Source organism: Paraburkholderia sp. Ac-20342 (assembly GCF_017104985.1).
Lineage (GTDB): Bacteria > Pseudomonadota > Gammaproteobacteria > Burkholderiales > Burkholderiaceae > Paraburkholderia.
The window spans coordinates 1-20,862 of the sequence record NZ_JAAGPQ010000027.1; the positions used below are offsets into that span (position 1 = coordinate 1).

Annotated in this window: 17 protein-coding genes; 10 read left to right on the forward strand and 7 right to left on the reverse strand. The window is 66.1% G+C overall.

Annotated features, from left to right (window positions below):
- Positions 1-410 precede the first annotated feature (410 nt).
- The 3 genes from G3N58_RS13425 (at position 411) to G3N58_RS13435 (ending at position 4,494) form a co-directional block, all read left to right on the forward strand.
- Complete coding sequence (locus tag G3N58_RS13425) at positions 411-2,690, forward strand: amylo-alpha-1,6-glucosidase (RefSeq protein ID WP_167281854.1); 2,280 nt, start codon at positions 411-413, stop codon at positions 2,688-2,690.
- A 213-nt stretch (positions 2,691-2,903) separates the two neighbouring features.
- Positions 2,904-3,536 carry a hypothetical protein gene (locus tag G3N58_RS13430; protein ID WP_346778268.1) on the forward strand — a complete coding sequence of 211 codons (633 nt, stop codon included), beginning with the start codon at positions 2,904-2,906 and terminating at the stop codon, positions 3,534-3,536.
- Between the two features lie 103 nt (positions 3,537-3,639).
- Entirely contained in the window at positions 3,640-4,494 is an 855-nt protein-coding gene (locus G3N58_RS13435; protein WP_205999376.1) for a MurR/RpiR family transcriptional regulator, read from the forward strand.
- Positions 4,495-4,785: 291 nt separating this feature from the next.
- Here G3N58_RS13435 and G3N58_RS13440 read toward each other — a convergent pair whose 3' ends face one another.
- Positions 4,786-5,094, reverse strand: a complete 309-nt coding sequence (locus G3N58_RS13440) for a DUF4148 domain-containing protein (RefSeq protein ID WP_205999377.1) — start codon at positions 5,092-5,094, stop codon at positions 4,786-4,788.
- A 370-nt stretch (positions 5,095-5,464) separates the two neighbouring features.
- Between G3N58_RS13440 and G3N58_RS13445 the strand changes: the two genes are divergently transcribed.
- Positions 5,465-5,890: an OsmC family protein gene (locus tag G3N58_RS13445; protein ID WP_167041635.1), complete on the forward strand. Its 426-nt coding sequence runs from the start codon at positions 5,465-5,467 to the stop codon at positions 5,888-5,890.
- Between the two features lie 172 nt (positions 5,891-6,062).
- Here the strand turns inward: G3N58_RS13445 and G3N58_RS34500 are convergent, their stop codons facing one another.
- A complete protein-coding gene (locus G3N58_RS34500) occupies positions 6,063-6,194 on the reverse strand; it encodes a hypothetical protein (RefSeq protein ID WP_275691438.1) in 132 nt (43 codons plus the stop codon).
- Between the two features lie 471 nt (positions 6,195-6,665).
- On the opposite strand from G3N58_RS34500, the gene G3N58_RS13450 reads away from it, so the two are divergent.
- Positions 6,666-6,938, forward strand: coding sequence for a YodC family protein (locus tag G3N58_RS13450; protein ID WP_167041637.1), 273 nt, complete (start codon positions 6,666-6,668; stop codon positions 6,936-6,938).
- Positions 6,939-7,036: 98 nt separating this feature from the next.
- Here G3N58_RS13450 and G3N58_RS13455 read toward each other — a convergent pair whose 3' ends face one another.
- Positions 7,037-7,348, reverse strand: coding sequence for a superinfection immunity protein (locus G3N58_RS13455; RefSeq protein WP_167041642.1), 312 nt, complete (start codon positions 7,346-7,348; stop codon positions 7,037-7,039).
- Between the two features lie 163 nt (positions 7,349-7,511).
- Between G3N58_RS13455 and G3N58_RS13460 the strand changes: the two genes are divergently transcribed.
- Positions 7,512-8,972, forward strand: coding sequence for a M20 family metallopeptidase (locus G3N58_RS13460; RefSeq protein WP_205999378.1), 1,461 nt, complete (start codon positions 7,512-7,514; stop codon positions 8,970-8,972).
- A gap of 317 nt (positions 8,973-9,289) precedes the next feature.
- On the opposite strand, the gene pdeR is transcribed toward G3N58_RS13460, so the two are convergent.
- From pdeR to G3N58_RS13475, 3 genes are all read right to left on the reverse strand, one after another.
- The gene (gene pdeR / locus G3N58_RS13465) at positions 9,290-11,293 is read right to left on the reverse strand and encodes a cyclic di-GMP phosphodiesterase (RefSeq protein ID WP_167041648.1); all 2,004 of its coding nucleotides are present in this window, start codon (positions 11,291-11,293) and stop codon (positions 9,290-9,292) included.
- A 198-nt stretch (positions 11,294-11,491) separates the two neighbouring features.
- Positions 11,492-16,366, reverse strand: a complete 4,875-nt coding sequence (locus G3N58_RS13470) for a DEAD/DEAH box helicase (protein ID WP_241017101.1) — start codon at positions 16,364-16,366, stop codon at positions 11,492-11,494.
- Between the two features lie 193 nt (positions 16,367-16,559).
- Positions 16,560-16,910 (reverse strand): carboxymuconolactone decarboxylase family protein, encoded by a 351-nt coding sequence (locus G3N58_RS13475; protein WP_167281807.1) that lies wholly within the window; start codon positions 16,908-16,910, stop codon positions 16,560-16,562.
- Between the two features lie 117 nt (positions 16,911-17,027).
- Here G3N58_RS13475 and G3N58_RS13480 point away from each other — a divergent pair, with 117 nt between their 5' ends.
- Entirely contained in the window at positions 17,028-17,999 is a 972-nt protein-coding gene (locus G3N58_RS13480) for an AraC family transcriptional regulator (RefSeq protein WP_205999379.1), read from the forward strand.
- An 84-nt stretch (positions 18,000-18,083) separates the two neighbouring features.
- On the opposite strand, the gene G3N58_RS13485 is transcribed toward G3N58_RS13480, so the two are convergent.
- Positions 18,084-18,656, reverse strand: a complete 573-nt coding sequence (locus G3N58_RS13485) for an FUSC family protein (RefSeq protein ID WP_167041657.1) — start codon at positions 18,654-18,656, stop codon at positions 18,084-18,086.
- Positions 18,657-19,258: 602 nt separating this feature from the next.
- Between G3N58_RS13485 and G3N58_RS13490 the strand changes: the two genes are divergently transcribed.
- The 3 genes from G3N58_RS13490 to G3N58_RS13500 all read left to right on the forward strand — a co-directional run bounded on the left by G3N58_RS13490 (position 19,259) and on the right by G3N58_RS13500 (position 20,847).
- Positions 19,259-19,831: a DUF4142 domain-containing protein gene (locus G3N58_RS13490; RefSeq protein WP_205999380.1), complete on the forward strand. Its 573-nt coding sequence runs from the start codon at positions 19,259-19,261 to the stop codon at positions 19,829-19,831.
- Positions 19,828-20,172 (forward strand): DUF1488 domain-containing protein, encoded by a 345-nt coding sequence (locus G3N58_RS13495; protein ID WP_167041663.1) that lies wholly within the window; start codon positions 19,828-19,830, stop codon positions 20,170-20,172. Before G3N58_RS13490 ends, G3N58_RS13495 begins: the two co-directional genes overlap by 4 nt.
- Positions 20,173-20,265: 93 nt before the next feature.
- Positions 20,266-20,847 (forward strand): hypothetical protein, encoded by a 582-nt coding sequence (locus G3N58_RS13500; RefSeq protein ID WP_205999381.1) that lies wholly within the window; start codon positions 20,266-20,268, stop codon positions 20,845-20,847.
- The last annotated feature ends 15 nt before the right edge of the window (positions 20,848-20,862 follow it).

The window sequence follows — 20,862 nt, forward strand, 5'->3', positions numbered from 1 at the left end:
GCGCACGGTCGGCTGGATTGCGCAGTGGAACGAAATGATCGCCGATCCGGAGCAGAAGATCGGCCGTCCGCGCCAGCTCTTCATCGGCGAGACGCTGCGTGAGGCGAAGCCGCTTGCACAGCGCTAAACCGGCGCCGATGCGCGTGTCAATGCATTAGCGCTCCGTCGGCCCTTGAGGCCAGCGGGGCGCGGAAGTGTCGCGCCAACCTGCAGGTCCTGTGCCACTGGAAACATCTATAAACACATTCCGCAAAAAACCGCACAAAAAAATCGAAACTCCTCTGTGATAAGTTCGTCTCACGCGCACGGACACTCTACAATCGGAAGCGACCGGGCAAGATGGCGGCACGCCTTGGGCATCATCCGGAAGTGACACTGAACGCAGCAGCGAATCCACAGGAGCGACCTTGATACAGCAGCCAGAAGCCCTCGGCGGGCTGACCCACTCGGGCGGCGTCGATCACCGCGAACCCGAGCAGGACGGCATCTTCATTCCGACGGAAAACCTCAACGTCGCGAGCGCCACGCAGCACGTGCTGAAGTCGGGCGACACCTTCATCGTCAACGATCCCCTCGGCGACATCACGGGCCACGAAGACGGCCTGTTCGTCAACGACACCCGCATGCTGTCGCAACTGCGCCTGACTTTCGGTGGCCGCGCGCCGTCGCTGCTGTCGGGCAGCGTGAGCAGCGACAACACCTCGTTCACCGCGCATCTGACCAACCGTCCGCTGCCGCCGCTTGGCGGCAACAGCACGCCCGAGGGCGTGATCCACGTCGAGCGCGTGCGCGTGCTGTCGGGCACCGTGCTCAACGAAGCGATCGAACTCACGAACTACGGCACAAGCGACGCGGTCGTGCCGCTGTCCATTTCGTTTTCGAGCGACTTCCGTGACATGTTCGAAGTGCGCGGTCTCAAGCGCGACAAGCAGGGGCGTATCGAACCGGCGCGCATCGAAAACCAGGAGGTGCTGCTCGGCTACCTCGGCCTCGACGACGTCGCGCGCAACGTGCAGATCGCGTTCTCGCCGCAGCCGGACAAGCTGTTTGCCGACCGTGCCGACTACACGATCAAGCTGCCCGCGCAGGCGTGCGTGTCGATCTATCTGTCGGTCGCGGTGCACCTCGTGCCGATGACGAACAAGCCCGGCGCCGACATCGCGCAGTCCGTGCATGCGGTAAGCGAGGCGCATCTGTCGCAGGTCGATGCGGAGCGCCCACGCGTCGGCCGCACGGCGGTGCGCGCGGCGCTCGTCGACGCGCACCTCGTGATGCGCGAACGCCGCCGCGCGAGTGCGCGCGTGCGCTCGGGCAACCCGCTGTTCAATGCGTGGATCGACCGCTCGTTCGCCGACCTGAGCCTGCTGACCACCGATCTCGCGACCGGTCCGTATCCGTATGCGGGCATTCCGTGGTTTTCGACCCCGTTCGGCCGCGACGCCGTTATCACGTCGCTGCAGACGCTGTGGCTGCAACCGCACCTCGCCGCGGGCGTGCTGCGCTTTCTCGCCGATCATCAGGCGCGCGAGAACTCGCCGTTCCGCGATGCCGCGCCCGGCAAGATCATGCACGAGATGCGCAAGGGCGAAATGGCCGCGGCCGGCGAAGTGCCGTTCGCGCTGTACTACGGCGGCGTCGACACCACGCCGCTCTTCATCGTGCTGGCCGGCGCCTATGCCGAGCGCACCGGCGACCTCGCGCTGATCGACGAACTGTGGCCGGCGCTCGAACGCGCGGCGCAGTGGGTCGCGGGCGTGTGCGACAAGAACCGCCATGGGCTGCTCGACTATCAGCGCGAATCGGACGGCGGGCTCGCCAATCAGGGCTGGAAAGACAGCCACGATTCAGTGTTCCATGCCGACGGCCGTTTCCCCGATGGCCCGATCGCGCTGGTCGAAGTGCAGGCCTATGCGAGCGCCGCGTTCGACACGATGGCCCGTTTCGCGAAGCTGCGCGATCTGCACGAGGAGGCCGGGCAATATGCCGGGCGCGCGCAGAAAATCCGCCGCTGCGTGGAAGAAAAGTACTGGATGGACGAGGCCGGCTTCTACGGCATCGCGCTCGACGGTCACGGCGAACTGTGCCGCGTGATGGCGTCGAATGCGGGACACCTGCTGGCGTTCGGGCTGCCTTCGCGCGAGCGCGGCGAAGCGGTCGTGCGCGCGCTCGACTCGGCGCTGTTCCATACCGGCTGGGGCGTACGCACGCTCGCCGCGAGCCAGGCGCGCTTCAATCCGATGGCGTATCACAACGGCTCGGTTTGGCCGCACGACAACGCGCTCTGCGCGCGCGGGCTGTCGCGCTACGGCGGCAAGGCGTCGGCGGTGCGGTTGCTGCAGGCGCTGTTCGAGGCCGCGGTCAATTTCGACATGCGCCTGCCCGAGCTGTTTTGCGGCTTTCCGCGCCGGCGTGGCGAGCCGCCGACCGCGTATCCGGTCGCGTGTCTGCCGCAGGCGTGGGCGGCCGGTTCGCCGTTCATGATGCTCGAGGCCTGTCTTGGCATCACGATCGACGCCGAGCGACGTGAGGTGCTGATCGAACAGCCGATGCTGCCCGAGGGGATCGACTGGCTCGAAGTCGGCGATCTGCGGGTGGGCGATGCGTCGGTGTCGATCACGTTCCGCCGGATCGGCGAGAAGGTGGTGGCGTCGGCGGAGCAGGGCGATGTGCGGGTGGTGGCGCTGCTTTAACGCCGTGCCGCCGTTGTTGCGCGCCGTTGTTCCGTTGTCGCTCTGCCGTTACGTTGCTGTGTCGCTGCGTCATGCGCCGAGGCGGGCGTCCCGCTGTCAGCCGGATGTGACGCGTCGGGACGTGGGCCGGGGCGGGCATGCGCGATGCTACCCGATAGCCCATTCACTCACATTCCGGGAGGGCGGGTGCATCCGGCACGACGACTTGGAATAGTGCTGCTGTCGGCGGCGGCGTTGGGCTCGAGCGCGGCCTGGGCGAGCGACATCCAGTGCGCGACGACGCAGCAAGCCGCTGAGCGCGTCATATGCGATCACGCGATCCTGAACAACGAATACGACGATATCTTCGCGCAGCAACAGGCGCTGCTGCGTGACGGAAGACTCGCGGTCGCGCAACTGGTGCAATGGCGGCAAGCGCGCAACGCATGTGTCGACGTTCACTGTGTCGATGGCGTATTCGCTCAGTGGAAGACGATGGCAAGGTCTCTCGAAGCCGTTGCGCAGGCGGCGGCGCCGATAGAGATGGCTTCGGATACGGCAGCGGCTCCGGTCGGGCCGAATCCTGAGGCGCCTCCTGTGCCGGCATCGCAATCCGAAACGTCGTCGCCAGCCTCGCCGACCTCGGAGGCGTCGCTGGTGCATCAGGGCAGCGCCGCGGGCATCGCGCTTCCGCAACCGGTCGAGGCGTCGGATGCCACCGCGCCCGCGGTTGCGGTTGCGTCCGCGGCTTCCGCCGCGAGCGACGCTCGCCGTACGACCGGCATGAGCGCTGGCCTCCTGCTGGTTCTGCTGGTCGCGGTGGGGGCCGGCGTGCTGTTTGCACGCAGGACAAGGCGCGGCGGATGAGGCGAGGGCGGGCGCGTGCAGGTCGATCTATCCCCGTTGAAGCTGCCCCACCCGGTGGTAACATTTGTTGTCATCCTTACCTCCGGCGCCGCCCGGCCTCGCTATGCCTGACAGCTTCGATCAGCTTGCTGCCCTGATCCGGGCGCGCTTCTCCGACCTGAGCCCGCAGTTCCAGCTAGGGGCTGCTTTTCTGCTCGATCATCCCGACGAGGTCGCGGTGTCGTCGATGCGCAAAGTCGCCGAGCGCGCGCAGGTGCAGCCGGCATCGCTCGTGCGGTTGTCGCAGCAACTCGGCTTTCCCGGCTGGAACGAATTGCGCAACCTGTTCGTCGCGCGCGTGCGCACGCGTCCCGAACCGTTGACGAGCCGCGCGCGTTCGCTCGTCAAATCCAAAGATGCGCTCGCGAACGATCTGCTCGCCGCGCAACAGCACAATCTCGCAGCGACCGCCGCGCATAACGGCCGCACGATCGTCGAGGCCGCGCGGCTGTTGCGGCGCGCGCCGCATGTGCAGGTGGCGGGCTTCCGCTCGTGTTACCCGGTCGCGTTCGGGCTCGTGTACGGCTACCGGCTGTTCCGTCCGTCGGTGTCGTTGCTGAACGGCGAGGCCGGCACGCTCGACATGCAGTTGCGCGCGATCAGGCGCGACAGCGCGACCGTCGTCGTCAGCTTCGCGCCGTATTCGGTCGAGTCCGCGCGTGTTGCCGAAGCCGTGCTCGAAAAAGGCGGCAAGCTGATCGCGATCACCGACAGCGCCGTGTCGCCGATCGCGCTGAATGCCGACAAGGTGCTGATCTTCTCGCACGAGAGCCCGTCGTTCTTTCCGTCGCTGGTGGCCGCCACCGCGCTTGCCGAAGCGCTCGTCGCGCATCTGCTCGCGCTCGAAGGCGCGGGCGCGGTCGAACAGCTCGCGCTTGCCGAGCAGTCGTTGCATGCGAAGGGCGCCTACGTGTCCTGAGCGGGTTTGTCGCGCCGGCAACGTTCGTCGTGCGTTCCCGCGAAATCGACGCGGACGGATCAAATGGCACCGTTATGATTCATCCGGTTCTATTTTGCCTTTTATGACAACGTATGTTGTTTGACCACATAGAAAGACGCAATGCAAACGCCGCGATAACAGCGCAATAAAAAAGCCCCGCTTGCGAACGCCACAAGCAGGGCTTTTGTTTCTTACGGCGGCATCAACTGGGCTTCAGCCGCTTTGACTACCACAGCGAAGCCGCGCAAGTGCGCGGCTACAACGACGCACTTAATGACCGCGATACGTCGAGAAGAGCTGTTGCTGCACCGACGACGGCGTGCCCGAGTCCGACGAACTGGCCTTCACGCCGCCGACGTCCTGCGCGCCTTGCGCCGCGGCAACCACGCCTGTCGAGCCTTGCGGCATGGCCTTCGGATATTCGGCGTCGCTCTGATACAGGAGACCGGCTTTTTGCGCCGCCACCAGTTCGGCGCGCACCTGAGCGCGCGTGACCGGAGCGTTTGACTGCTGTGCGAACGACACGGCCGGAACGATAAGAGCCGATGCAACGACGACTGCGGAAAGAAGCGATTTCATGATGATCTCCGGTTTCGATTGTTGAGTGGATCGGTTTGAATGGTGTTGCCCGATCGGTTGAAGCGAGTCTATTTCTTACCGAGTCCGTAAAAAAGACGATTTCCGAGGAAAGATTGTTACTGCTATTGATATAGTCCAAAAAGCGCTTTTCTTGACCTCGGGCATCGGAGTCCGGTCCGATCGCCAGCGCGCCGTCACGACGGCGGCACACGGAAGCGCCTATGATGAAAGCCGGTCCACGCCCGCGCCCTACAGCCGCGCGGCAGCAGCGACCGATGCCGGCGCGCGGACACATCCGGGCGGGACCGCCGCGCGGCAGGCATCGTTTTCGGTCGCACGGCACGCGGCAGGGCACCACAGGAGAGCGGTGATGAAGCGCAAGGCATCGGCAATCTGGCAAGGCGATCTGCAGCACGGCAAAGGCTCGATTTCTACCGACAGCGGCGTCCTCAAGGACACCCAGTACTCGTTTTCGACGCGCTTCGCGGACGGCATCGGCACGAACCCCGAAGAACTGATTGCGGCGGCGCATGCGGGGTGCTTCTCGATGGCGTTGTCGGCGGAACTGGGCAAGGCCGGCATCACGCCCGAGCGGATCGGCACCACGGCCACCGTCACGCTCGACAAGGACGGCGGCGGCTTTGCGATCAGCGCCGTGCATCTCGACGTGACGGTGAAGATTCCGGGCGGCGACAAGGCCGCGTTCGACAAGGCGACGGCCGATGCGAAGGCGGGTTGCCCGGTGTCGAAGGTGCTCAACGCGACGATCACGATGGATGCGAAGCTCGAAACCTGAGGCTGGGGGTTCATCCGCGCGGCAGCAAAGATAAACGGAAATAAACGGAAGCCGGCGATGGTGCGAGACCGTCGCCGGCTTTTTTGCGCGTTGCGCGGGGGCGGACATGGCTCGCCGTTGCCGTCGATCGTCTGCCTCGTGCGGCGGAAGGCCGTGAGCGGGAAGGCCGGGCTTACATCGGATGTTGCGCCGTCGACGTGGCAGACTGGCCTTTCCCCGCATTCGGCATTGCAGCAATCCGCAGCGCGTTTTTGCGTGCTTCGCGCAGGCAGTTTGAAAAATGCCGTACCACGATCGTTTTCAATGACCGGCTTATCGTAAAAATTTTGTCGTTTTAAAGAAAGACTGCATGAAAGTTTCAAGGGTTTATCAGTGAGTCTGTAATTCACAAGCCGTTTTGATTTGCATCAAACAGGAATAAACCCTATGCGGCATTGCGTCACGCTTCTAATATGACGAATCCGGGCCGCATTTTCTACCGGACGGGGAAGCCCCGTGCAAGTAAGTGTTGCGCTTGTGCGGTAGCGCACAAAGCGGTTGCTGGCATGGGATTCGGGAATTTCCCCTGTTGGATGGGAACTAAACCCGGCGGCTTCGAATTCAGCCGTAATGAAAGCGGTATCAATAAAAAATCGCTTGCCGCGTTTAAATTCAATTGTTAATCTCTCTCAAGTTTTAGAGCGCTCCTTCAGCAGTCAAAGTCGCAGTCAGGATCGATAAAGCGGCGCATTGGCCTGGCGCAATGACTTAATAACGCTCAACATGGGGATTCAATATGCTGACCGCGACCATTGACGCATTGCAGACACCGTCCGCCGCCTCGTTCAACGCAGGCGACGTGGTCACGCTGAAGGAAGGGGGCCCGCGCATGACCGTGACCTACGTGGGGCCGGTCGCGCTCAATCCCGGCAACTGGCTGATCTGCGAATGGTTCGACGAACACGGCGAACTGCGCCACGAGATGTTCGAGCCGGACAGGGTGCGGGCCGAGCCCCGTTCGATTCCGGCCGGCTCCGTGCAATGGAATCGCATGGGGCGCGCCGCGTGAGTCCGGTTGCGCGTGCAACGTGCGCCCGCTGCGCGAAGCACGCAATCATCGAAGCACATTCATCGAATCGCATCGTTCGACCCACACCTCGCGGCGAGTCACCGCTCCGGCCGGTTGCGCGCGGCCGTGCGCCGTTGCACGCGCGCCATCAGCGCCGATGAAAACGCCCGCATGCTCAGAAGCTTGCGCGTCTTGACGACGTCGCCCGCCAGCGTCTCCGGCGGGTTCGGCTGCAATGCCCAATAGAGCGCGAGCAGCCAGCCGAGCACGGTCCAGCCGAGGCAGGCATTGAAGAGCGCGAGCGTCAGCACGTCGCGGCGCTTGCGCCGGTCCGCGAGAATTGCCGGCAGAAAGTACAGCGCCAGCGCCGCCACCGCAGCGATGGCCTGCACGGCCACGTTACCGCTCATAAATATCTCCCGATGCGTGATGCATGCAGCGATTGTCGCGCGAACGGCGTACTTGCGCAGCGCCGCTGCACGAGTGCGCATCAAGGCATGTCGAGGGGTTCAGCCCGGCGCGCATCGGGACTATCATGATCGTTTCGACTGACCCGCCCCCACGGACGCCATCATGACCCCCGACGATACCCAGCAGGTGCAACGCCTCGACCCGGACACGCTACGCGAATTCGTCGAGCGCAAATGGAACGACGAGATCGTCCCCGCGCTGACGGACTACATCGCGGTGCCGGCCAAGAGCCCGGCCTTCGATCCCGACTGGGCGAGGCACGGCTATCTCGAACGCGTGATCACGGACGCGGCGCAATGGGCCGAGCAGCAGCCGGTGCGCGGTCTGACGCTCGAGGTGATCCGCTTGCCGGGGCGCACGCCGGTGATCTTCTTCGAAACGGCCGCGACGCGCTCGGGCAGCGACGAAACCATCGTGCTGTACGGCCACCTCGACAAGCAGCCCGAATTCGACGGCTGGCGCAACGACCTCGGTCCGTGGACGCCGAAGTTCGAGGACGGCAAGCTCTACGGCCGCGGCGGCGCCGACGACGGCTATGCGATCTACGCGAGCCTCACGGCACTCGCCGCGCTCGACGCGCAGGGCGTCGAGCGTCCGCGCTGCGTGGGTCTGATCGAAACCTGCGAGGAGTCGGGCAGCTACGATCTGCTGCCGTACGTCGACGCGCTGCGCGAGCGGCTCGGCAATGTCGGCCTCGTCGTGTGCCTCGACTCGGGCGCGGGCAATTACGACCAGTTGTGGCTTACCACGTCGCTGCGCGGCCTCGTCGGCGGCGATCTCGAAGTGCAGGTGCTCGACGAGGGCATTCATTCGGGCGTCTATGGCGGCATCGTGCCGTCGAGCTTCCGCATCATGCGTCAGCTGTTCGACCGGCTGGAAGACTCGGCGAACGGCACGCTGCTGCCCAGGGGCTTCCATTGCCCGATCCCGGCGGACCGCCTGCGCGAAGCGGAAGCGACCGCGCGCATTCTCGGCGACGACGTCTGGAAGAAGATGCCGTGGGCCTGCGGGCAGGATGGCCGCCAGGTGCTGCCCACCACCAGCGATCCGCAGGAGGCGCTGCTCAATTCGACGTGGCTGCCGTCGCTGTCGGTGACGGGCGCGGCCGGCTTGCCCGCACTCGCGGATGCCGGCAATGTGCTGCGTCCGCGTACGGCGTTCAAGCTGTCGCTGCGTCTGCCGCCGCTCGTCGAGGCGGAGAAGGCCGTCGCCGAACTGAAGGCGCTGCTCGAACTCGATCCACCGTACAACGCCAAGGTCACGTTCAAGCCCGACGCGGGCTCGGCGAACGGCTGGAGCGCGCCCGATGTCGCGCCGTGGCTTGCCACCGCGCTCAACGACGCCTCGCGCACGCATTTTGACGCGGATGCGGCCTATATGGGGCTGGGCGGCACGATTCCGCTCATGAACGTGTTGCAGGAGGGCTTCCCGAAATCGCAGTTCATGGTGTGCGGTGTGCTCGGGCCGAAGTCGAACGCGCATGGGCCGAACGAGTTCCTGCACGTGCCGTACGGCAAGAAGCTTACGGCCGCGGTGGCCGAGGTGATTGCCGCGGCGCCCTGAGTGCGGGAGGAAGAGGCGGAGGGTTTGGTGCCCGTCGCTTTACGCATGGCATCGGCGTGATCTCGCGGCGTCTCGTTGCAGCGGGAAGCAGCAGGTTTAGCGCTTGTCGCTTCGCGCATGGCGCCAGTGCGATCCCATGCCGTCTCGCCACCGCCGGAAGAAGCGGCGCGCTCTGCGGCCGCCGCTTTGGGGAGGGTGTAGGTCTGATCCCGCGCCATCTCGCGCTGTTTCGCATAGCTTGCGCGCCATATCGGCGTGAGCAGGAAAGTGTCGGTCCGCAAACCGGCGCACCTGCAACCAGCGCAGAAGCGTGACGCTCAGGCGATCAGCCTGAGCTTGCGCCGGTCGAGCAGCCAGCGCTCGAATTCGGCGGCGGGCATCGGCTTGCCGTACAGGAAGCCCTGCACGTAATCGACGCTGAGCCCCTTCATGAATGCCTCTTCGGCCTCGGTTTCGATGCCTTCGGCCACCACCTGGAAGTCGAGCTCCTGGGCAACCGCGACCATCGAGCGCACGAGTGCCTGCGCCTTCGTGTCCGCATGGATCGAGCGCACGAAGCTGCGGTCGAGCTTGATGACGTCGAGCGGAATGCGGCCCAGTTGCGACAGCGACGAATAGCCGGTGCCGAAATCGTCGAGATGCACTTGCGCGCCGAGCTGGCGGAACTGCTTGATCAGTTCGATGGCGGCCGCTTCGTTTTCGATCAGGCAGCTTTCGGTGAGTTCGAGGTCGAGCAGGCAAGGGTCGAGGTTCGCGTGATGCAGAGCCTCGGCGAAGTGCCGGACCACGGCGGTATCGGTCAACTGGCGCGCCGATACGTTGATCGCGATGCGCAGATCGTAGCCGGCCGCGTTCCAGCGAGCCGCCTGTTTCGCGGCGGTTTCCATGACCCAGCGGCCGAGCACGCCGATCAGTCCGGATTCCTCAGCATAGCGGATGAATTCCACCGGCATGATCTGCCCGCGCTCGGGCGAATTCCAGCGCACGAGCGCTTCCGCGCCCTGCACGGCGCCGCTCGCGAGTGCCAGCTTCGGCTGATAGTGCAGCGCGAACTGGCCTTCTTCGAGACCACGGCGCAGGTTCGTGTCGAGCCACATGAATTCGGCGACGCGCCGGTTCATGTCCGGCGAGAACACGCGGTGCGTGCGCTTGCCTTCGTCTTTCGCGACGTACATCGCGGTGTCGGCCGAGCGGATCAGCGAGTCGAGACTGTCGCCGTGCTCCGGCGAGCGCGCGATGCCGATCGAGCAGCCCGTGTAGACCTCCACGAGCCCGATCGCGAACGGCATGCGCATGCGGTCGAGAATGCGCTGCGCGGTGTGTTCGAGTTCGTGCGCGGTGCCTTTGGCCGCGAGCACGATGAATTCGTCGCCGCCGAGCCGCGCGAGCGAGTCGCCCGGATTCAGGCAATTGCGGATCGCATCGGAAACGTCGCAGATCAGCCGGTCGCCGAATACGTGGCCGTAGTGATCGTTGACCTTCTTGAAGTTGTCGAGATCGAGAAACAGCACACCGACCGCTTCGCCCGGCGCGGCCTGCTCGATGGCGATCTGGATCTTCTCCTGGATCGCGTTGCGATTCGCGAGGCCGGTGAGCGGGTCGGTGGTGGCCTGCTCGATGAGCCGTTCCTGGGCGAGCCGCTGTTCGGTGACGTCGGTGCCCGAGCAGATCAGGAATTGATCCTCGATGCCGGTGCCGCTGCGCACGAACTTGTTGCGAAACAGGAAGAGCCGTTCGCCATGCACGGTTTTGATGCGCCGCTCGATCTCGTACGATTCGCCGCGATTGAAAAACGCGGCGAGGTTCCGGCTCGAGGCCGTATCGTTCCCGGACGGCATGAACAGCGTCCACACGCTGCGGCCGATGATGTCTTCTTCGCGGATGCCGGTCAGGTCTTCGGCGAGCCGGTTGAAACGTTGTATCCGGCCATGCCGGTCGACGATGACCACGACCGAATTGACTTCGGAGACCACCTGTTCCGCAAACGCAAGACCGTGCAGCAGCGCGTGGGCGACGGCTTCGGTGTCGTGGTGGGCCGAGGCGGTGCCGCTCCACGTGTGATGGTCGCGCCGCTTGCCGACCAGGTGCAGACGCAGCGGCGCACCGGCCAGTTGCACTTCGACGACGACGTGCGAGGTCGCGCCGGTCAGGCCGCGGATGGACGAGGCTTGTTCAGGCGTGAGGGGAATCGCGACGCCGGCGGGTGTGCCGCCGCGCACCGGCATCAGTTCGAGCACGTCGCGGCCGGCCGACAGATGCCAGCGCGGGCTGCTCGTGCCGAACTGCTGGTGAAGCACCTGGTCGTGTTGCGCGTCGCTCATGAAGTCCCCGGGCAGTGTGCCGGCAGTCCCTGTCAGCGCGGGTGTCGGCAGACAGTCTTCCTCATACTAAAGTGAAACTGCTTCATTGTATCGAAGCGTTTGAATTCAGGCGCATAAAACGCGTATAAAACGTTAACGGCCAGTGCGGACAAAAACTTCAGGATGGCGCCGCGCCAAGCCGTGTTTTCAGCAACGCCTTCACAACTTCCGTGCAAGCAGGGCACGCGCCCGTTCCCGTTCGACGGGATGCGCATCGAGCGCGGCGTCGAAGCAGAACTTGCCGGCCACGAGCGTGGCCGCAACCACGCCGTCGCGATACAGCACGCGGTTTCCCGCGACCGCCGGCACGCGCTCGCCCACCAGCAGCGTGCCCGCGAGATTCAGCGGGTCCGTGCCTGCAACACAGACAAAAGCTCCGTCGTTCGCATGCCGCCGCACTTCGCGCAGCAGCGGAATCGCCTCGGGCAAGGCGAACTGCTCGCCGGCGAGTCCATTGACAAAACGTCCGCCGCGGATCACGCCGCGCGCTTCGAGCCGCTGGAACACGCGCAGCAGATCGCGCCACGGCGGCAGCCATTCCGCTTCGCGTTCGAGCACGCGCCAGAATACGACGCCATAGCGACGCAACAGTGTCATCGCGACATGTTCGAACACCTCGGGCGGCAACGGGCGACGACGTTGGGGCAGGTTTTCCGCCGCTTTGACGCCGCTGCCGGTTGCGTGGGCCGCCTCGTTGGCCGCGGCGGTATCGGCGGCTGGGCGGCGGCTCACGAGCGCCCAGCGCCCCGCGTCGTCCATGCCGCCGATCAGCGCGCCCGATCGCGCGCGCCGGCCGCTCGAAAACGCGTTGCGCTTCGTGACCGGCTTGAGCAACGCGCGCAGGCCCGCGAAGCTGTCGGAGTTGACGAGTCCCGCGGCGACCAGTTCGCCGAGCGCGCCTTCGAGCTCCATCCGTAGCACGCGAATTTCCGCGAGCAGTTCGTCGAAAAACATCGCGCCGTGCTGCGCGAGCGCGTCGTACACGCTTTGCGCGAGCGCCGACAATTCCATCTGCCGCGCGGGATCGAGCAGCGCGCGCCACGTGCGGACCTCGGCGCGCGACAGCAGCACGATCGGCGTGCTGCGGATCGGACCGGCGGTGCCGCGCACGCGTTCGGTCAGGCGTGTCCAGACGAGCTTGCCGGAGCGGCATAGTTCGTCGAGCGAACTATTGGCATAGGCGCGCACGCGTGCCGGCAGAATGTCTTCTTCCCAGGCGGCGGCCGCGGCCTGGAAACCTTCGAGCTGATCGAGCGCGGCCGCGAGCGCGTCGCGGCCTTCGGCGCGCGTGTCCGGCATCAGATGCTGCCACTCGAACAGGAAGCGCATGAAGTCGTGCCGCTCGACCGGCTCGATTTCGCGCCGCAGACGCCGCACCGTGTAGCGATGAATGCGCGCGAGCAGATGCCGCTCGCACCATTCCTCGATGCAGCCTTGCGGCGTGAAGCGGCCGCGCAGCAGATAGCCTTCGGCTTCGAGCCGCACGAGCGCCTGCTCGACCTGGTGCGCGGGCAGGCCGAGCGGCTGTGCGATTGCCTCGACCGTGAGCGGGCCGAAGCCGGTCAGACGCGCGCGCAGCACGTCGACGAGCGCGTCGTCGGCGTTCCAGCTATCGGTGTAGCCCTTCGGCGCGCTCAGTTGCGGCGCGTAGTGCTCGCGCGGAATGCCGGGGTAAAGCGCGGCGAAGCAGGTGAGGCGTTCGGCGGGCAGCCACAGCGCGTCGCGGGTGGCCGTGCCGGCGTCTGCGTTTGCGTTTGGGCGAGCGGCGAGTGGCATGCGCGTGGCGCGTCCGGCTTGCGCGAGCGATGCGAGCAACGCCGGCCATTCTTCATACGCTTGCGCCTCGGCTTCGGTGATGCAGGCGAGACCCGTCAACGCTTCGTGCATTTCGTCGGCGTTGCGCGCCTGCGGCCAGGCTTCGTCGCGCACGCTGTCGATCGCGGCGGCGTCGAGCGCGCCGAGGTCGTCGGCGCTCGACGGATCGCTCCAGCGGCGGTTTTGCACCGCCAGAGTGCGGCGTTCCTCGATCGGCGCGTCGTCGAGATAGGCGTACGGCTTCGCGGTCAGGATTTCGGCGGCAAGCGGCGAGGGCGCCGGCAGATCGCGCGCGACGAGCCGCATCTCGCCGTGCTCGATGCGGCGCAGCAGCGCGAGCCAGCGTTCGCTGTCCATCGCGTCGTGCAGGCAGTCGTCGATAGTTTGGTCGACCAGCGGGTGATGCGGCACTTCGCGCTCGCCGACGATGTTTTCGAGACACGCGGCCTGCTCGGGAAACACGCTCGCGAGCAGATCCTCGCTGCGCATCCGTTGCAGTTGCGGCGCGGTCTTGCGGCCGCCCGTGTAGCGTGGCAGACCGAGCGAGGTCGTCGCGTTCCAGCGCCAGCGCACGCCGAAAAGCGGCGCGTCGAGCAGCGCCTGGATCAGCAGATGCTCGGCGCTGTTCGAATGCAGATAGCGCCATACGTCGTCGAGCACGAACGAATGGCTACCGGTCAGCGACAACACGATCGCGTCCTCGGTCGCGGCCGCCTGCAACTCGAAATTGAAGCTGCGGCAGAAGCGCTTGCGCAGCGCGAGCCCCCACGCGCGGTTCACGCGGCTGCCGAACGGCGAGTGGATCACGAGCTGCGTGCCGCCCGATTCGTCGAAGAAGCGCTCCATCACGAGCGTGTTCTGCGTCGGCAGCACGCCGAGCGCGGCGCGGGCGCGCGCGAGGTAATCGACGATCTGGCGCGCGGCGGGTTCGTCGAGCGCGAGGTGGTCGATGAGCCAGGCGACGGCGTGGTCGATGCGCGGCGAGCCGGCTGGCGTGGAGGTCGTGAGGGTTGCGCTCGCGGGCGGGTTCGTCGCGGTTGCGGTTGCAACCGGGTTTGCAACCGCGTTTGCGCATTTATCGTCACCAGGTGCTGGCGATGCGGCGGCGTGGGTCGCAACGGGTTGCGCCTGCTGTTCAATCGCGGCTGTTGCCTTGGCTTTGCGCCGGGTTTTCGCAGCCGCTTTTGCCGGTGCAGCTATTGTCGCGCCGGTCGCGGCTTCCGCTTCGATCTCCGCCTCGGCTTTTGCGCTGACTTCTGCCTTAACGTCGATTCCCACCGACTTCGCCACCCCCAGCGCCCCCGGCTCGCGCTCCGTAAGCAGCCGCTCGATCTGCTCGCGCAAGCGCGCGACCGCGAACGACAGTTCATCGCTGCGCCCCGGCGCCTCGCCGAGCCAGAACGGAATGTTCGGCGGCTGCCCCTGCGCGTCCTCGACACGCACGCGGCCGCTCTCGATGCGCAGAATCCGGTACGACGCATTGCCGAGCTGGAACACGTCGCCGGCCAGGCTCTCGACCGCAAAGTCCTCGTTGACGGTGCCGATGTTGATTGCCTGCGGTTCGAGCACGACCGCGTAGTCGGCGTTCTCGGGAATCGTGCCGCCCGAGGTGACGGCGACGAGCTTGCCGCCGCGCCGGCCGCGCAGCGTGCCGCTGACCGCGTCGCGATGCACATAGGCGGCGCGCGGCCCCTGGCGGCTCGTGTAGCCGTCGACGAGCATGCGCAGCACCGCGTCGTATTGCTCGCGCTCCAGTTCGGCATACGGCGCGGCGCGGCGGATCATCTCGAACAGTGCGTCCTCGCTCCACTCGGTGCTCGAGACTTCCGCGACGATCTGCTGCGCGAGCACGTCGAGCGGCGCGCGCGGAATCCTTAGCGCGTCGAGTTCGCCGCGCCGCACGCAATCGAGCAGCGCCGCGCATTCGAGCAGATCGTCGCGCGACGCCGGAAAGAGCCGCCCCTTCGGCATGCCGCCGACGTGATGGCCCGAGCGTCCGACGCGCTGCAGAAACGGCGCGATCGCGCGCGGCGAACCCATCTGGCAGACCAGATCGACGTCGCCGATATCGATGCCGAGTTCGAGCGACGCAGTCGCGATCAGCACGCGCAATTCGCCGCGCTTAAGGCGCTGTTCGGCATCGAAACGATGTTCTTTCGCGAGGCTGCCGTGGTGCGCGGCAACCGCCTCCTTGCCGAGCCGTTCCGTGAGATGCCGCGCGGCACGTTCGGCCATGCGGCGCGTGTTGACGAACACCAGGGTCGTGCGATGCAGCGCGACGAGTTCGGCGAGGCGATCGTAGACGCGCTCCCACACTTCGTTCGGCATCACCGCTTCGAGCGGCACGGGCGGGATGTCGAGCGCGAGGTCGCGCGCGCGAACATGGCCGACGTCGACGATCGCGCAATCCACGGGCGAGCCGTGTTCGATACCGGTTCCGCCGACCAGAAAACGCGCCACCGCATCGACCGGCTTTTGCGTCGCGGAAAGACCGATGCGCGGCAAGCGCCGCTCGCACAGCGCGTCGAGCCGTTCGAGACTGAGCGCGAGATGGCTGCCGCGCTTGCTGCCCGCGAGCGCATGAATTTCATCGACGATCACCGTGCGCGCCGTCGCCAGCATGCGCCGCCCCGAATCGGAGCCGAGCAGCACGTAGAGCGATTCGGGCGTGGTGACGAGAATGTGCGGCGCGCGTTTTTTCAGTGCGTTGCGTTCCTGTTGCGTGGTGTCGCCGGTGCGCACGGCCGTGCGGATCTCGAGCGGCGGCAGGCCGAGCGCGTCGAGTTCGGCGGCGATGCCCGCGAGCGGCATCTGCAGATTCAGGCGGATGTCGTTCGAGAGCGCCTTGAGCGGCGAGACGTAAACCACGAGCGTTTCGTCGGGCAGCGTGCCGCCGTTCGCGAGTCCTTGCTGGACCAGTTCGTCGAGTGCCGAGAGGAACGCGGTGAGCGTCTTGCCGGAGCCGGTCGGCGCGGCGACCAGCGTCGAGCGACCGCTGCGGATCGACGGCCAGGCGGCGGCCTGGGCGTCGGTGGGCGCGGCAAACGTCTTCAGGAACCAGCCGGCGACGGCCGGATGAAAACCGTCCAGCGCGACGTCCAGCGCGCGCTGCGCCGGCGCGGGTTTCACCGCGGGCCGCGCAGGGCTCGCGCGCGAGCGGGATTGCCTCGCGTGCGGAGTCGCGTCGAGCGCGGCAGAAGTCCTGGTCGAAGAAGTCATGCTCGTCTAGATGAGGGCGGCGCGCGGCATATCCAGTGGCGATGCGATGCGATGCGAGGCGGGCGGCCCGGATTTTGTCGCGGCGCGTCATATCGAATCGTTCGGCGTCGGAGTCAGTCTCGCAGTTTTTTGCGACTTTTGCGCGGCACGCCGGGATTTGCGTGGCCTGACCTTGCGCCCAGGCATCCGCCGATTACTTCGCGGCGTCCTCGCTATAAGCCGCCACGGCGTCCATCGTGCGGGCCGAGTACACGAGCGTCGCGCCCGCGTTGACCGCCATCGCGACGCCGAGCGCTTCAGCTATTTCCTCGCGCGTCGCGCCGTGTTTCAGCGCCTCGGCCGTGTGCACGGTGATACAGCCGTCGCAACGCAGGCTGACCGCGACCGCGAGCGCAATCAGTTCGCGCGTCTTCGCGCCGAGCGTGTCGGTCTTCTGGCCGGCGCCCGACATCGCCTGATAGGCCTTCACGGTGTCCGGCGCGAGCTTCGACATCTCGCCGATACGGCCGAACAGTTCCTTGCGGTAATCGATCCAGTTCAACATGGCAGTGCTCCTTGGTCTGTGGCGCACCGGCGGATGCCGGCGTCGTGGGAGAAAGTATTGCGCGCCGCCGCGATATCCCGAATACTCGGTTCGCTCAACTTTTAGCGCGGGCGTCTCATGGACACACTCAGCCGGCTGATCGACCTCGCCCGTCCGCAAGCGAGCCTCGACTTGCGCTGCATGCTCTCGGGCGCGTTCGATATCGATCACGCGCCGATGGAAGCGGGCATCGCGCCGTTTCACCTCGTGCTCGGCGGCGCGTGCGCGATCGACACCGCGGGCGGCGCCGTCGAATTGCAGGCCGGCGACTTCGTGCTGTTTCCGCGCGGCGCGGCGCATCGCGTGCGCGACCTGGGGCGTTCGGCCGGCGCCGCGCCGTTGGCGCTCGGGCATGACGGCATGCTGCCGGTGCGGCGCAACGACCGCGCCGCGGCGGCTCGCGAATCCGGCGACGCCGCCTTGCCCGATGAGCCCGACGTCGCTCTGCTGTGCGGCCGCTTCGTCTACGCGCCGGGCTCGTCGGCGCTGCTGCTCGACGCGCTGCCCGATCCGTTGCACGTGTCGCTCGGTGGCGCGCGGACGCTCGGCACATTGCAAACGGTGATCGCGCTGATGCGCGGCGAGGCGGAGCGCCGTCAACCCGGTGCGTTCGCGATCGTCACCGCGCTGAGCCACGCGCTCTTCGCGATGGCGTTGCGCGTATACGGCGAGCATGCGGCGCAGAGCACCGGCGTGCTCGCACTGCTGACCGACGCGCGGCTTGGCGCGTCGGTGCAGGCGATGCTCGATGCGCCCGAGCGTGCCTGGACGATCGCCGAACTCGGCGAGCGCGCGGCGATGTCGCGCGCGACTTACGCGCGTCGTTTCAACGAGCGCGCGGGCGTGACCGTGATGGACTTTCTCACGCGGATTCGCATGACGATCGCGAGCGATCTGCTGTTGCGCACGCGCCGCAGCGCGGCGGAGATCGGCGAGGCGGTCGGCTATCAATCGGAAGCGGCATTCGGCAAGGCGTTCGCACAAAGCGTCGGCATGACGCCCGGACGCTACCGGCGCCGCGCGCAAGCGGACGATGCTTCGGAAACCTGATGAGATGCCGCTGGGCGTCAGGGCGTGCCGCGGTGCCGATGGCCGGGTTCGCCGCGAACCTCGCGGCGGCGCTGGCGTGCAACGCTAGCCGGATTGTCCGGATTTGCCGAACGCACGCCGTTCGAGCGAGGACATGAGCCATGCGACCAGCAATGCGCAGACGGTGCCGAGCGTCACTTCGGCGAGCCGCAGAAACGCTTTGTCCCACACGGGTCCGATGCCGGGCACGAGCAGCATGATCGTCGCGGTGACGCCGCCCAGCCGCGCCGCGCTGCCCACGTTGACGACCCAGCAGATCATGATCGCGACGGCCACCGTTGCCGCATAGACCGCGAAATGACCGCCGCCCGCGAGCGTGCCGAGGAGACCGCACACGCCGCCGACCATTGCGCCGATGAACTGGTCGCGCGAGAGCTTGCGCGTGTCGATATAACTGTGCTGGCTGACCGCGATCGCGGTGATCGCGGCCCAGAACGCCTGTTCCGTATGCAGCGCGCGGCCGATCGCGAACGCGAGACTCGCGCCCGCCACCGCCTGCACGGCCATGAAGCCGCCTTCGATGAGCCGGTCGCCGAGCGGCAGCGTCTTGAGGAAAGCGAACAGGGCGTCGGCGGTGGACGTACGCGCGGATTGCCGTGAATCGTCGGAGGGAGTCATCGAATGAAGGCGCCTTGCCGCAGCATGGAGGTGCCGTATTCTAGCGACTCCGCTTCGGGGCGCTCAAGCTTGAGTTTGTGCGCGGGCTCGTGCGAAGGCGGCGGGCAGGGTCGTGGCGAGGTCGAGGTTCCGATGAGCCGCATATGGAGCGTTGGACCGGTGCGGCTCGCAGCCGGAGTGCCTGGTTTGGTGTACCGAGGTGGCTGGCGTGCGGTCCGCCATCAACGAGCAGTGATCCTTATCAAATCCCTGAGCGAGGTGGGTCGATGTGCCGACGATCGGGCAACGATCGCTCCTTCGACGTTCGACATTACCGATGCGCGAAATACACAAGATGCCCGATATCAACGCGGCTTCGATTTCGCTCCGCAATGTGCGAATAGCCCGCATCGCGTGACCTCGCGCGGCAGAACGCCTCGCCGGATATGGGCACGTGTTTTGCTCCCAACGCTTTAGCAAAGGGGGCCGCCATGCAAATGCATAACGAGCAAACGCCGATCGCGCGAACGACGAAGCACAAGGGGTTGCATGAGCGAGAGCGATGGTCTGCAAGCGCCGCCGCTTCGATGTATCAGCATGGTGTGTCAACAGGGAGAAAATGCATGACATTCCGGTATTCCCTACAAGTGTTGACGATGGCGCTGGCCGTGGCGGGCATCGGCGTCGCATCGACCGGCACCGTCCATGCGCAGGCAAGCGAGGCCCCGGCCGGCGCCGCGCCGGTTGGCGGCACGACACTTTCTCCCGCCGATCAGCAGTTCGTGCTCGAAGCTTCGACGTCCGATGCGACCGAAATCGCCGCAAGCGAAGTCGCGCTGAAAAATTCGCACGATCCGCAGGTCAGGAAGTTCGCAGGGCAAATGATCGTCGACCACACGAAGCTCTCGCAGGGCATGGCGGCGCTCGTCGCGAAGAAGGGCTTCAAGTTGGCGCCGTCGGCGGATTCGGCGCTGGTCGGCAAGCTGCAAACGCTAAAGGGCACTGCGTTCGATCAGGCTTACGTCGAGCAGATCGGCGTGGAGGCGCATCAGCGCGCGGTCGATCTGTTCCAGCAGCAACGCGCGAGCGGCACCGATGCGCAACTGAAGGCCGCGGCCGCGCATGCGCTGCCGACCATCCGGCATCACCTCGACATGGCGCGTCAGCTCGCCGGCAAGATGAAGGGCTCGTCATGAACGCGACCCTGCCGCGGCCTGCTTATGAGGATTCCTTTATGCAGATCATTTTCCCCGATGAGCAACCCGTTTTCGACGGGGCGAATCTGACGGTTTGCTTCATCGCGCGCGTGCATGGCGAGCCGGTCGTGTGCGCGATTACCGCCGAGGCGCTCGAAGATCATTTCGGTGCCGATTCGGCGCTCGAACCGGCCTTGATGGAGGCGTTCGACAGGGGGCGCCAGCGCATCCGTTCGGTCTGCGCGGAAGCGCTCGACCAGAACGACGGAGAAGGCGTAGTGTTGCATAGCGGACTGTTCCGAGTCGAAGGCCTGGAGCCGGATCGTGGCGCTGCGGCATAGCGCGCTCGCGTGCCGCAGCGCCGTGCTTTCTCGATGCGCCATGCAAAGGCGCGGACAGGGGCCGCGAACGCCTTTCATCGATAAGGAGGCGATATGTCACTCATCGTTGCAGCACGCTTTACGACTTTTCCCACCGCGGAAAACGCCGCGCAAAAGCTCTTCAATACCGGGTTCGTCGAAGAAGACGTGACGCTGTTTTTCGTCAATCCGCGCGGCCAGCACGCGCATCATCCGATCGGCGGCAATATGGGCACCGACCCCGGCGCGCGCGACGCGCCCAAAGGCGCGGGAATGGGCGTGACGATCGGCTCGGTGATGGGCGCAGTCGTCGGCGTCGCGATCTTCGCGGCGTTTTCGGCCCCGCTGCTCGTTTCGCTGATCGCGGCCGGGGTCGGCGCTTATGCCGGGTCGCTGGCGGGCGCGATGTCGCGCACGCGCGAGCACGCAAAAACGGGGTACAGGGTGCCGTATCACGAAGAGTTGCGCGATTCCGGCGTGCTGGTCGCCGTGCACGTGTCGCAGGACAATCAGCTCGAAGCCGCGCGCGTGTTGCGAGAGGCTGGGGGCATGGCGATCGAAAAGGCGACCGGGCGCTGGCAGCAGGGACGCTGGGCCGATTTCGATCCTTCGAAAACGCCGGAGCCGTTCAATGAGTTTGTGGAGAAGCGGGCGTAGGTTGGGGCGGCGGTA